9 protein-coding genes are annotated in these 12964 nt (G+C 56.0%); 7 read left to right on the plus strand and 2 right to left on the minus strand.

The genetic code is table 11. From position 1 onward, the window contains the following. Nucleotides 1–15 precede the first annotated feature (15 nt). On the plus strand, nucleotides 16–1110 hold the full coding sequence (gene aroC, locus D777_RS03755; protein ID WP_036128854.1) for a chorismate synthase: 1095 nt from the start codon (nucleotides 16–18) through the stop codon (nucleotides 1108–1110). Nucleotides 1111–1286: 176 nt separating this feature from the next. Further along, the gene (locus D777_RS03760) at nucleotides 1287–2429 is read left to right on the plus strand and encodes an MFS transporter (RefSeq protein ID WP_036128855.1); all 1143 of its coding nucleotides are present in this window, start codon (nucleotides 1287–1289) and stop codon (nucleotides 2427–2429) included. Between the two features lie 2 nt (nucleotides 2430–2431). Here D777_RS03760 and D777_RS03765 read toward each other — a convergent pair whose 3' ends face one another. Together D777_RS03765 and D777_RS03770 are read right to left on the minus strand one after the other, a co-directional pair. Further along, the gene (locus D777_RS03765; RefSeq protein WP_036128856.1) at nucleotides 2432–3580 is read right to left on the minus strand and encodes a PilT/PilU family type 4a pilus ATPase; all 1149 of its coding nucleotides are present in this window, start codon (nucleotides 3578–3580) and stop codon (nucleotides 2432–2434) included. A 23-nt stretch (nucleotides 3581–3603) separates the two neighbouring features. After that, nucleotides 3604–4485: a LysR family transcriptional regulator gene (locus tag D777_RS03770; protein ID WP_036128857.1), complete on the minus strand. Its 882-nt coding sequence runs from the start codon at nucleotides 4483–4485 to the stop codon at nucleotides 3604–3606. Nucleotides 4486–4763: 278 nt separating this feature from the next. On the opposite strand from D777_RS03770, the gene leuC reads away from it, so the two are divergent. The 5 genes from leuC to D777_RS03795 all read left to right on the plus strand — a co-directional run bounded on the left by leuC (nucleotide 4764) and on the right by D777_RS03795 (nucleotide 12935). Further along, nucleotides 4764–6182 (plus strand): 3-isopropylmalate dehydratase large subunit, encoded by a 1419-nt coding sequence (gene leuC / locus D777_RS03775; protein ID WP_036128860.1) that lies wholly within the window; start codon nucleotides 4764–4766, stop codon nucleotides 6180–6182. Between the two features lie 17 nt (nucleotides 6183–6199). Further along, entirely contained in the window at nucleotides 6200–6847 is a 648-nt protein-coding gene (gene leuD / locus D777_RS03780) for a 3-isopropylmalate dehydratase small subunit (protein WP_036128861.1), read from the plus strand. A 35-nt stretch (nucleotides 6848–6882) separates the two neighbouring features. Further along, on the plus strand, nucleotides 6883–7956 hold the full coding sequence (leuB, locus tag D777_RS03785) for a 3-isopropylmalate dehydrogenase (protein WP_036128863.1): 1074 nt from the start codon (nucleotides 6883–6885) through the stop codon (nucleotides 7954–7956). Nucleotides 7957–8087: 131 nt separating this feature from the next. After that, a complete protein-coding gene (gene asd, locus D777_RS03790) occupies nucleotides 8088–9203 on the plus strand; it encodes an aspartate-semialdehyde dehydrogenase (RefSeq protein ID WP_036128865.1) in 1116 nt (371 codons plus the stop codon). A 315-nt stretch (nucleotides 9204–9518) separates the two neighbouring features. Next, nucleotides 9519–12935, plus strand: coding sequence for a FimV/HubP family polar landmark protein (locus tag D777_RS03795; protein ID WP_036128867.1), 3417 nt, complete (start codon nucleotides 9519–9521; stop codon nucleotides 12933–12935). The last annotated feature ends 29 nt before the right edge of the window (nucleotides 12936–12964 follow it).

A 12964-nucleotide genomic window follows, 5' to 3' on the forward strand; every position in this document is an offset into this window, starting at 1 on the left:
ATAACTGGCTGAAATATGTCTGGAAATACCTTCGGAAAACTGTTTACTGTCACCACCTTTGGCGAAAGCCATGGTGTGGCGCTCGGCTGCATCATCGATGGCTGCCCGCCTGGACTGGCGCTGTCCGAGGCGGATCTGCAGGCCGACCTGGATCGTCGCAAGCCTGGCACCTCTCGCCATACGACACAGCGTCGGGAAGCGGATGAGGTTCGAATTCTCTCCGGCGTGTTCGAAGGCAAAACCACGGGCACACCAATCGGCCTGCTGATCGAGAATACTGATCAGCGCTCCAAGGACTATTCCAAGATTGCCTCACAGTTCCGCCCGGCCCATGCGGACTACACCTACATGCACAAATACGGCACGCGGGATTACCGGGGTGGTGGTCGTTCCTCGGCTCGTGAAACGGCGATGCGTGTTGCTGCCGGGGCAGTGGCGAAAAAGTTCCTGGCGGAGCGGCTGGGGATACAGGTGCGTGGCTATCTGTCACAGCTTGGTCCGATCAAGGCAGAAAAGCACGACTGGGATCAGGTCATGGAAAACCCGTTCTTCTGCCCGGATGCTGACAAGGTTCCTGAGATGGAAGCCTATATGGATGCCCTGCGAAAGGAGGGCGATTCCATTGGTGCCCGGATAAATGTCGTCGCAGAAGGCGTTCCTCCGGGGTTGGGTGAGCCTATTTTCGACCGTCTTGATGCCGATCTGGCCCATGCGCTGATGAGCATCAATGCTGTCAAGGGTGTGGAAGTCGGCGCAGGCTTCGATTCGGTTGAGCAGAAGGGCACCGAGCACCGGGACGAAATGACCCCGGAAGGGTTTCTCTCAAACAACGCCGGCGGCGTGTTGGGAGGCATTTCGTCGGGGCAGCCGATTGTTGCGAGCATCGCTCTGAAGCCGACGTCGAGCCTGCGTTTGCCGGGGCGGGCAATCGATGTGGATGGTCATCCGGTCGAGGTCATCACGACCGGTCGCCATGATCCCTGTGTCGGCATTCGTGCGACGCCCATTGCCGAGGCGATGATGGCGATTGTGCTGATGGATCATTACCTTCGGCATCGTGGTCAGAACGGGGATGTTGAGGTTACAACGCCGGTGCTCGGCCAGCTCTGATTGTTAATCCGGATTGCCGGCTCTGGTGTAGGGCCTCCGTGAGGAGGCCTCGCTCAAAAGCGCCCTTGAATACGCCCGTGTAGGGCTTGGTCGCGCCGTCCCTGGCGCTCCACATTTTTGAATGGGCCGTCAGCCGGGGCCGCCAAACCCTTTTTTAAACCTGCAGGAGTCTCCGTATCTACTGGCGACTTTCCAACCTGTATTTCTGGTTCTTCGCTCTTCTGGGCGGACTTTTGCCTTACTGGTCTTTGTATCTTCAGGACCAGGGGTTTTCCTATCTCCAGATCGCCACCCTGATGGCAACCATTCAGTTAACCAAGATTATCGCGCCCAGTGTCTGGGGATGGCTTGGTGACCGGAGCGGTCAGCGGGTACGCCTGGTACGGTTTGGGGCGTTGACCGGGTCGCTGTTCTTTGCCGGCGTTTTCCTGGAGCCGGGGTTTTACGGTCTGTTGCTGGTCATGCTGGCGTTTACGTTCTTCTGGAATGCGGTTTTGCCTCTCTATGAGGTGATCACGCTGCGTACCCTGGGTGCACAGAAAGAGAAGTATGGTCGGGTTCGGCTGTGGGGGTCGGTCGGGTTTATCGGAGCGGTTGCGGGTGTGGGCGGCATCCTGGAGTTGGTCCCTGTTCAGTTCCTTCCGTGGCTATTGCTGCCGGTGTTTGCAGGAATTGCGGTGTCATCGTTTCTGGTTCCCTCTGAACGGGGAGAGGTTAGAGAGCGTGCGCCCTCGGGGAGTCTCAGGAGGATTATCACCAATCCGACGGTTGTGACGTTTTTCCTGATGAACTTCCTGTTGCAGGTATCCCACGGGCCTTACTACACGTTTTTCAGTATCCATCTGGAGCAACACGGTTACGGTAAGCTGCCGATTGGTCTGCTGTGGTCGTTGGGTGTGCTGGCAGAGATCGCTCTATTCCTGGTGATGCACCGCTTTACCCGCCGTTTTTCGGTCCGACAGATTGCGCTTGGCGCGCTTGGCCTCAGTATGATTCGCTGGGTTCTGATTGCCGAGCTTACGGATGAGATTGTGGTGCTGGTGTTTGCGCAACTCCTGCATGCGGCCTCTTACGGTGCGCTTCATGCGATTTCGGTGCAATACATTCAGGGCTTCTTCGGGAAGCACCATCATGGTCAGGGGCAGGCGCTCTACAGCGGGTTGACGTTCGGTGCCGGTGGTGCGCTGGGAGCGTGGATGTCCGGTTTTCTGGTCGAGGGCTTTAATACCTCGGCCGCGTTCCTTGGCGGAGCGGCCGCGCTGGGCCTGGCAATCGTGATTACCTGGCGGGGGTTGAAGCCGCCGCCAGGCGATCACTGAGTTTACTCTTCGGGATCTTCCTCATCTTCTTCAAGCTGAAGCGACAAACCACTTCCGGTTGGCCCGGACGGCTTTGAAGGGGCTGAGCTGTCCTGGCCATGCAGTTTAATCTTGAGGCGAAGGTTGTTTGCGGAATCGGCGTTTTTCAGAGCTTCCTCTTCCGAGATTTTTCCATCTTTCCAGAGATTGAACAGGGCCAGGTCGAAGGTCTGCATGCCCAGGTTGGCGGACTTCTCCATGATCTCCTTGATGCCCTCGATCTCACCCCGAAGGATCAGTTCGCTAATGGTGGGAGTTCCCAGCAGGATCTCGATGGCTGCACAGCGCTTCTTATCGATGGTGGGAATCAAGCGCTGAGACACGAACGCCCGGAGGTTCATTGCCAGGTCCATCAACAATTGAGGTCTCCGTTCTTCAGGGAAGAAGTTGATGATCCGGTCCAGGGCCTGGTTGGCATTGTTAGCGTGCAGGGTAGAAATACACAGATGCCCGGTTTCAGCGAATGCCAGTGCATGCTCCATGGTCTCCCGATCCCGGATCTCGCCGATCAGAATAACGTCGGGCGCCTGACGTAGCGTGTTCTTCAGTGCTTGATGGAAACTGCGGGTGTCAACGCCCACTTCCCGTTGGTTGATGATGCTTTTCTTATGCCGGTGGATATATTCCACCGGATCTTCAATTGTGATGATATGGCCGGCGGAATTGCTGTTCCGGTGGTCGATCAACGCCGCGAGTGACGTGGACTTACCCGAACCGGTGGCACCCACAAACAGAACCAGCCCCCGTTTGGACATCACAACGTCTTTCAGGATCGAAGGGAGCCCAAGGTCATCCGCGTTCGGGATTTCAGTCACAATATTCCGGGCGACAATGGAAATCTCATTACGCTGGCGGAAGATATTGATCCGAAAACGGCCAACATTTCGGATGCTGTAGGCGAGATTCATCTCGAGCTCCTGCTCGAATTCGCCGATTTGCTCGTCATCCATGATGCTGTAGGCGATCTCCTTGATCGTCCCCGGGGCCATCGGGGTTCGATCAATGGGCTTGAGGGTACCGTGAAACTTGGCACAGGGCGGGGCTCCGGTGCTCAGGTAAAGGTCCGAGCCGTCGTGCTTGGCCAGAATCTTGAGGTAATCGTCAAAGCCCATGATGTCTCCTGATAATGAGAGTATTAAGTTGAATCGCCTGTTTCTTCTTGTCTGACTATATCAAGCAGCGCCTTGGCCGCCTGGCTGAGCTGCCGGCCTGACAGGCCGATTGCCCCGAGAACACGGCTGATCGAATGGCCGGATTCCAGTCTGTGGAGCGACTCATCCGCCATGCTCAACGGCAACACACTCCAGCCGAGCCCCACGCTGGTCATCATCTTGATGGTTTCAAGATAATTGGTGGGAATCTGCTGATTAAGCGGCAGATTCGCCTCAAGGAACAGCCGACTGACTGTCCGGTACGTCGCGGTCGTCGTATCGGGAAGAATAGCTGGATAACGCGAAAGATCTTCCAGCGACGCCGAATCCTGAACCGATAAATCGTGGTCCGGCCCCACCACAAATGCCATCGGGTCCGGCCATTGTTGGTATACCATGAACTGGCTGCCCATACTGTCACTAAGTGTGACAAACGCCAGCTCAGCGTTACGCTTGAGCATCTGCGTGTAAGCTGCGTCAGATTCCATGAACTGCAGATTCAGCCGCACCTCGGGATACTCCCGGGAAAACCGTCGGAGCCACGTTGGCAAGTGATGAAGGCCAATATGGTGGGAAGCAATGATGTTCAGCTCACCCTGAATCGCTCCAGTGTTTTCGGACAGCGCCATGCGCGCGTTATGAATCTCATCAAGAATCCTGCGGGCATGGGGCAATAGCCGCGCGCCGGCATCCGTCAGACGAATCTCCCGGTGACTGCGATCCACCAACTTTTCACCCAACAGGTTCTCAAGCGCTGCAAGCCGTTTGCTGATGGCCGGTTGGGTCAAGTGGAGCACCGCCGCCGCCTCGGAGAAAGAGCCTAGGTCGACGATGGTGAGGAATGCCTTGAGGGAATTTGAGTCCATTAATAATCTCTTCTGGTAACTGCAGCACGGAGTCTGGGCGCAGGTCTGAATTGTTCTCCCAAAACTGTGCGGAGCCAAGGATGGCGGAGCTCAAGCGTCCCATGGACGGGCTAGAGCGGGTTTTGGGAGAACAATTCAGACCTGAGCTTCCACCAAAGCTAAAGTATTCCCCTGGGGAATTCAAAGAATAAAAAACATGAATTGAGGTTATCGGATAGAGGAGTAAGATAGCCCCATAGCAGTAGAAACCAGAAACCCCCAGACAGTGAGAGAGAATCATGGCGGGCAAAACCTTATACGACAAATTGTGGGACGACCATTTGGTCAAACAGCGGGACGACGGCTCCGCACTGATCTACATCGATCGTCAATTGCTGCACGAAGTCACCTCCCCGCAAGCCTTCGAAGGCCTGCGCATTGCCGGCCGAAAACCCTGGCGCCTGGACGCCAACCTGGCGACACCTGACCACAACGTACCGACCGTTGATCGTGAAAAAGGCATTGATGGCATTGTCGATCCGGTATCCCGCACCCAGGTAGAAACCCTGGACAAGAACTGCGACGAGTTCGGCATCCTGGAGTTCAAGATCAAGGACCAGCGTCAGGGCATCGTTCACGTTATTGGGCCTGAGCAGGGCGCGACACTGCCGGGCATGAGCATTGTCTGTGGTGACTCCCATACGTCTACCCACGGCGCGTTTGGTTGCCTGGCTCACGGTATCGGTACTTCCGAGGTCGAGCACGTGCTGGCAACTCAGTGCCTGGTGCAGAAGAAGATGAAAAATATGCTGGTCAAGGTCAACGGTAAACTTGGCCCGGGTGTAACCGGCAAAGACGTGGTGTTGGCCATCATCGGCAAAATCGGTACAGCCGGCGGAACTGGCTACGCCATCGAGTTTGGTGGTGAGGCCATTCAGAGCCTGAGCATGGAAGGCCGGATGACCATCTGCAATATGTCCATTGAGGCCGGTGCCCGTGTTGGCATGGTTGCAGTGGACGACACCACCATCAATTACGTCAAAGGGCGTCCCTTTGCGCCGACAGAGGCCCAGTGGGATCAGGCGGTCGAATACTGGAATACCCTGCACAGCGATGCGGATGCGGTGTTTGACAAGGTCGTTGAGCTGGAAGGCTCTGAGATCAAGCCTCAGGTCAGTTGGGGAACCTCCCCGGAAATGGTTGCCGGTGTTGATGGTTCTGTGCCGGATCCCGCCAGGGAAGAAGATCCGATCAAGCGCGAAGGCATTGTCCGCGCTTTGAAGTACATGGGTCTGGAAGCCAATCAAAAGATTACGGACATCCAGTTGGATCGCGTTTTCATCGGCTCCTGCACCAACAGTCGAATCGAAGATTTGCGTGAAGCGGCTGCGGTTGTCAAAGGCCGCAAGGTCGCTCCCTCCCTGAAGCAGGCGATGGTTGTACCGGGCTCCGGCCTGGTGAAGGCTCAGGCTGAGCAGGAAGGGTTGGATAAAGTGTTTATCGAAGCCGGTCTGGAGTGGCGTGACCCGGGGTGTTCCATGTGCCTGGCAATGAACGCCGACAAACTGGGGCAGGGCGAGCACTGCGCCTCCACGTCCAATCGCAACTTCGAAGGACGTCAGGGCTTCGGTGGCCGAACCCATCTGGTGAGTCCTGCGATGGCGGCCGCTGCTGCGGTGACTGGCCACTTCGTTGACGTCCGTGAACTGACCCACTGATCCACAGGAGAGAGACCATGCGCGCATTCACGCAACACAAGGGCATTGCGGCCCCCATGGACCGTTCCAATGTGGATACGGACATGATTATTCCGAAACAGTTTCTGAAATCCATCAAGCGCACCGGATTCGGTCCCAACCTGTTTGATGAATTGCGTTACCTGGACGAGGGCAAGCCCGATCAGGATTGCTCCAAGCGTCCGTTGAACCCGGATTTCGTGTTGAACCAGGACCGATATAAAAACGCCAGCGTTCTGTTGGCCCGTGCAAACTTCGGCTGTGGGTCCAGTCGTGAACACGCTCCCTGGGCGCTGGATGACTTTGGATTCCGGGCTGTTATCGCCCCGAGCTTTGCAGATATTTTCTACAACAACTGCTTTAAGAATGGCTTATTACCCATTGTTCTTGAAGAAGAAGTGGTGGATAAGCTGTTCCGTGAAACAGAGGAAACCGAGGGTTATGAGCTGACCGTCGATCTGGAATCAAAAACCGTCACGACACCGTCAGGCGAATCTTTCGGCTTTGAAGTTGATGACTTCCGTCGTCACTGCTTACTGAATGGTCTGGATGATATTGGTGTCACTCTCGAGGATGCTGATGCGATTCGAGAGTACGAAAGCAGCCGCAAGCAGACAGCGCCCTGGCTGTTCAACGCCAGCAACTGAATTGATTCTGATTCATAAACAATAAGGAAGTCTTCATGTCTCGAAATATTCTGTTACTGCCCGGCGATGGCATCGGTCCTGAAATTGTCGCTGAAGCAGAGAAGGTGCTGGCGAGCGTCAACGAAAAATTCTCGCTCGGCTTGAGCTTCGATACCGCCCTTGTGGGTGGTGCGGCCCTGGATGATTCCGACTCCCCGCTGCCAGATTTAACGCTGGATAAGGCCCGGAATGCAGACGCCATTCTGCTTGGCGCCGTTGGCGGGCCGAAGTGGGATAGCCTTCCGATGGCCAAGCGCCCGGAAAAAGGGCTTCTGGGGTTGCGTTCCAACCTGGAGCTGTTCGCTAACCTGCGTCCGGCGATTCTGTATCCGCAACTGGCCTCGGCGTCGTCGCTGAAGCCGGAAGTGGTATCGGGCCTGGATATCATGATTGTCCGGGAGCTGACGGGTGGTATTTACTTCGGCCAGCCCCGTGGTGTTCGCGAACTTGAGAATGGTGATCGCCAGGGCTACAACACCTATGCCTACACAGAATCGGAAATCCGTCGTATCGGACGGGTGGCGTTTGAAGCCGCGCAGCAACGCGGTAAAAAGCTATGCTCCGTAGACAAGGCCAATGTCCTTGAAGTCACTGTACTGTGGCGGGAAATCATGGAAGATCTCAAACGGGAATATCCCGATGTTGAGCTCTCACACATGTATGTTGATAACGCGGCAATGCAGCTCGTTCGCGCGCCCAAGCAGTTCGACGTGATTGTGACTGGAAACATGTTTGGTGATATTCTTTCTGACGAAGCGGCTATGCTCACCGGTTCTATTGGCATGCTGCCTTCGGCGTCCCTGAACTCCCAGAAGCAGGGTATGTACGAGCCGTGCCACGGTTCTGCGCCGGATATTGCCGGTCAGGGCGTTGCTAATCCTCTGGCAACCATTCTGAGTGCTGCCATGATGCTGCGTTACAGTCTGGGAGAAGAAAGCGCTGCAGAAGCCATTGAGGCGGCTGTCAGTAAGGTGCTGGATCAGGGCTTGCGCACCGCAGACATTATGTCTGAGGGAGCCACCAGGGTATCCACCCGTGAGATGGGTGAGGCGGTTCTGGCTGCGCTGTAATCGAATAGCCCAGATCCAATTAAATTGAGAACCCGACGGCAACAACATGCTGTTGCCGCGGGATCATCCATCCTGTCCCTGCCAGCGATAACGGTAGCGGGCGGGCATAAAACGAGGTTCAAAGGTCGCACATGAAGCGAGTTGGACTTGTAGGTTGGCGTGGCATGGTAGGCTCAGTCCTCATGCAACGCATGCGTGACGAAAACGATTTTGCCGATATCGATCCGGTGTTTTTCTCAACTTCCCAAACAGGGAAGCCTGCGCCGGACGTTGGTAAGGACGGTGTTCCTCCTCTGCAGGACGCTTTCGATATCGACACACTGAAAACCATGGATGTCATCGTGACCTGCCAAGGTGGCGATTACACGTCCAAGGTTTATCAGCCATTGCGTGATGCGGGTTGGGACGGCTATTGGATTGATGCCGCGTCCACCCTGCGTATGGTCGATCATTCTGTGATCGTGCTGGATCCGGTAAACCGCAACGTTATCGATGCGGCGCTGGACAAGGGCGTAAAGGACTATATCGGCGGTAACTGCACGGTCAGTTTGATGATGTTGGCCCTGGGTGGTCTGCTGGAGCAGAATCTCATTGAGTGGGTTTCACCAATGACCTACCAGGCGGCATCGGGTTCCGGTGCCCAGAATATGCGCGAACTGCTCAATCAGATGGGCGATCTGCGCGATTCCGTGAAGTCCGAACTGGAAGATCCGTCCTCGGCCATTCTGGAAATTGACCGCAAGGTAACTGACACCATGCGCGGCAGCAGTTTCCCGACCGAGCACTTTGGTGTTCCTCTCGCGGGCAGTCTGATTCCGTTCATCGATAAGCAGCTTGATAACGGTATGAGTAAGGAAGAGTGGAAGGCGGGTGTTGAGACCAACAAAATCCTTGGTCGTAGCGACAATCCGATTCCCATCGACGGCATCTGCGTGCGTATCGGTGCTATGCGCTCTCACAGCCAGGCGCTGACCATCAAGCTCAAGAAGGATCTGCCGGTCTCGGAAATCGAGGCTATCCTTGCCAAGGCCAATGACTGGGTCAAGGTGATTCCGAATGATCGCGATGCGACCATGGAAGAGCTGACACCGGCCAAGGTTACCGGCACGTTGAGCGTTCCGATCGGCCGCATTCGGAAACTCGCCATGGGGCCGGAATACATTTCCGCGTTTACGGTGGGTGACCAGTTGCTGTGGGGGGCTGCAGAACCGCTACGGCGCATGCTGCGGATCCTTCAAGAGCGTTAAAAATTGTTACACAGGGGTAATTAATGCCAACTGTGTCCGGTTTTCATAACGCCGGCGAGGGGCGAAGGCTGATTTCGGTCTTCGCCCCTGTTATTTTCAAGACCACTAGGAAATTCCGGTGGATAGATAAAAAATTGGTTCAAGGATTGCGGCTGATTGATTGATAAAGCGGGCATTATCAACAATACTTGCCCAATCCCATGTTTAGAACATGACACAATAACTAGAATGAATTAGACGGAAGTCATCCAACCTCGTCCGATGTCTGCTCAAGAGATAGCAGCAATGAACAACGGAGACTGGAAAGGAAGAAGCATGAAGGTACGCAAGCTTGCGGTTGCACTGGCTCTGGCGGGAGGGCTGGGTTCCGGCGTCGCACAGGCCCTGGGGCTGGGGGAAATCGAACTTCAGTCATATCTGAATGAGCCATTGGACGCGCAAATCGTTTTGCCGCAGAGCCGTGGCGTCAATCCCAACGATGTGTTTGTTAACGTTGCCCCTGAAGCGGCTTATGAAAGGGTGGGCCTTGATCGCAACCTTTTCCTGAGCAAGCTCCGGTTTCAGGTTATTACTGGTAACGATGGCAGTCTGATCGTTAATATTTCGTCCCGCGAACCGCTGCGGGAGCCGTACCTCAATTTCCTGCTGGAATTGACCTGGCCGAGCGGCCGGTTAATGCGGGAGTACGCCGTTCTGGTTGATCCGCCCGTGTACGCTGAAGAATCCGGTGTCCAGGAAACGGTCTCCGCTCCAGCGGCGGCGCCAGCTTCTACTCCTGCGTCTACAACCAGTCAGCGTGAACCTGCGCGGAATGTCGAGTCGGTTCGTCGTCAGGCTGAAGCCGAGCAAAGCCTCGGTCGTGGATATCAGGCTGATACCTTTGGCCCGACGGGGCCCTCAGACACGCTCTGGACCATTGCCTCTCGCGTTCGCCCGAACGACAGCGTGTCCATGCAGCAGGTGATGCTTGCGCTCCAGGACCTCAACCCGAACGCGTTCATTGGCGGCAATATCAATCGTCTGAAGCGTGGCGAGGTTCTTCGGATTCCGTCGATCGATCAGATCCAGTCCCGGACCCGCGCGCAAGCAACCCGTGCGGTTACCGCCCAGAACGAAGAATTTCAGTCCCCGAAACGCACCGTTGATGCAACGCCTTCCGTTTCTGCCGAATCCCAGGCCTCCGCTCCCGCTGAGACGTCTGGCGGTGGTGATGAGCTCAAGTTGCTGGTTGCCGATTCAGAGTCTGACATGTCGGCTGACTCCGGCTCAGCTGGTGGAGATAGCGATATCGCCGGTGGTGTTGATGCCGGATCCGCCGTTGCCATGGAAGAGCTCGACAGTGCTCGCCGGGAAAACGAAGAGCTAAGCGGCCGGGTTGAAGACCTCCAGGATCAGGTCGAAACCTTGCAACGTTTGCTTGAGTTGAAGAACAGCCAGTTGGCTGAGATGCAACAGCGGGGCGCTGAGACCGAAGAAATGCCTGCTGCGGATACCGCAGATGGCGGTGCAGCAATGGCCGAAGATGGTCCTGACGCTGGCATGGGTGACGACGCCTCTGGTGTGCCGGCTGATGCCGCTATTGAAGAAGCAACCGGTGATACCGCGATGGCGGCCGGGGCTGATGCTGCACAAGACGATGCTGCGATGGAAGGCACTGCCGAAGAGGCTCAGCCTGGCGCTGAGGTGGGCGCGGAATCCGGGATGGTCGCCGAGGAGTCGTCTGCGGATATGGCTGGCGATGACATGGCCGCAGTGGATTCAGAGGAAGGAGGCATGGATCAGGTCTCTGCTGAACCTGAGACCATGGAAGAGCCTGTCGCGGAAGCTGAAGAACCTGCAGCCGTGACTGAGTCTGCCCAGTCCCAAGCGCAGCCAACGACGGAGCAATCCCAACCGGCGCCCAAGCCTGCTCCTCAGGCGCCAGCCGCCGAGAAGAGCTTCCCCGGTAACGTTATTGACATGATCATGGGCAATCCGTTGTATCAGATTGCTCTCGGCGGCGGGCTGATTGTTCTGCTGTTGCTGCTGCTGTTGGTTGCGCGCCGCAATGCGAACCGCGAACAGAAGTTTTACGAAGAGCTGAATGCCGAATCGGATGAAGGTTCTGAAGAGCTGGATCTTGGCCTCGATGATGAAGCGGAAGAGGGCGCCAGCGCCTCGGATGCCATCTCAGAAGCGGATGCCTACATTGCTTACGGCCGACACGACCAGGCTGCGCAAACCCTGGAGAGTGCCATCTCTCGTGAGCCCAGCCGTACCGATCTTCGCCTGAAGCTGCTGGCTGTGTATGCGGACTCGCAGGATCGCGCGTCGTTTGAAAAGCAGTTCGGTGAAGTTGAAGCGCTGGACGACGAAGACGCACTGGCTCAGGCCGCCGAGTTGAAAGGTCGCCTTGAAGAAGCTGAGTCCATGCCGAGCATTGACGACCTGGAGTCCGAGCTGCGGTCCGACTCGTTCAACGCATCTCACGACGTTACCGAAGAAAGTGAGCCGAGTTCGGAGGAGCTCCTTGCTGATCAGTTTGAATCCAGTGACGAGGGTCCGGCCGAGAATGAGTTCGGCGACCTGGATTCTGATCTCACCGATTTTGATTTGAGTGATGAGTCAGCCTCTGAGGCTTCTGCACCCAGCGAAGACGAAAAGCTCGAAGGCTCTGATCAGGATTCACCGATCGAATACGATCTGTCTGATATCTCCCTCGATACGGATGAAACCGACGTGACCGGCGAGGATCAGCTCGCTGTCGAGGGCGAAGGCGAATCCGATTTCGGTGATTTCAATATCGATCTCGAAGAGTCTTTGGAGACCGAAGAAGGCGGTAGCGAGAGCGCGGATGCTGACACCGCTGAGGATCTTGGCTTGGACCTCGGAGAGTCCCTGGAGGATACGTCCCTTGAAGAATCGTCCGAGGACAATCTCGACGATCTGACGTCTGATCTTTCTGACGTCGATCTTGATGAAGGTGCGGATTCCGGTTTCGAGCTCGAGATTGACGAGAGCGACCTCGATGTGGGAGAGCTTGGCGAGGAGGCTTCCGTCGAGGAAGAGTCCGCCGGAACTGAAGGTGAGGATCTCGGCCTTGGAGATCTTTCCTCCGAAGGCGATATGGAATCTCTCGATGAATCCTTCCTCGATGAGCTGGATGCAGAGTTGGATAAAGTTGCTGGCGAAGATGAAGATCTTGGCGCGGCAGATGCGGACGACTCAACACTCGAGGATCTGGAACTGGATGTTTCTGACGAGGATCTGGCCCTGATGGAGGAATTTTCCGAGCCCGAAAGCCCGGCCTCCGAGGAAGAAACTCCGGCACTGGATGAAGAGCTTGGACTCGAAGACGCGCTGGAGGCGCCTGAGGAAGAGGCGGGTGACACCGAGTCCGACGACTTGGATAGTGGTGAAGTTCCGGATCTGGGTGATTTGGATCAGGCTATCGAAGAGCCCGAAGCCGAAGAGAAGCCTGAAGCCGGTGAGGATGTGCCTGTTGCTTCTGAATCGGTTGAGCCTGCGGCTGGTCCATCCAGCCTTGATCTCGATGAGAGCGATCTTGGCGAAGATGATGACTTTGATTTCCTGGCGGGAACGGATGAAGCAGCCACCAAGCTTGATCTGGCCAGGGCCTACATCGAGATGGGTGACAGTGACGGAGCCCGTGACATTCTTGAGGAAGTCGCACTCGAAGGCACAGAGGAGCAAAAAGCGGAAGCTCAGGAACTCCTTAAAAATCTGTCCTGATTCGTTATAATCAGGGCAATCAGGCTAAA

Origin of the sequence: Marinobacter nitratireducens (genome assembly GCF_000708045.1) — a bacterium.
Classification (GTDB): domain Bacteria; phylum Pseudomonadota; class Gammaproteobacteria; order Pseudomonadales; family Oleiphilaceae; genus Marinobacter; species Marinobacter nitratireducens.

Excerpts from the sequence above, each read along its gene's own strand:
- aroC (WP_036128854.1), top strand. The coding sequence starts at position 16 with ATGTCTGGAAATACCTTCGGAAAACTGTTTACTGTCACCACCTTTGGC.
- D777_RS03765 (WP_036128856.1), bottom strand. The coding sequence starts at position 3,580 with ATGGGCTTTGACGATTACCTCAAGATTCTGGCCAAGCACGACGGCTCG.
- D777_RS03770 (WP_036128857.1), bottom strand. The coding sequence starts at position 4,485 with ATGGACTCAAATTCCCTCAAGGCATTCCTCACCATCGTCGACCTAGGC.
- leuC (WP_036128860.1), top strand. The coding sequence starts at position 4,764 with ATGGCGGGCAAAACCTTATACGACAAATTGTGGGACGACCATTTGGTC.
- leuD (WP_036128861.1), top strand. The coding sequence starts at position 6,200 with ATGCGCGCATTCACGCAACACAAGGGCATTGCGGCCCCCATGGACCGT.
- leuB (WP_036128863.1), top strand. The coding sequence starts at position 6,883 with ATGTCTCGAAATATTCTGTTACTGCCCGGCGATGGCATCGGTCCTGAA.
- asd (WP_036128865.1), top strand. The coding sequence starts at position 8,088 with ATGAAGCGAGTTGGACTTGTAGGTTGGCGTGGCATGGTAGGCTCAGTC.
- D777_RS03795 (WP_036128867.1), top strand. The coding sequence starts at position 9,519 with ATGAAGGTACGCAAGCTTGCGGTTGCACTGGCTCTGGCGGGAGGGCTG.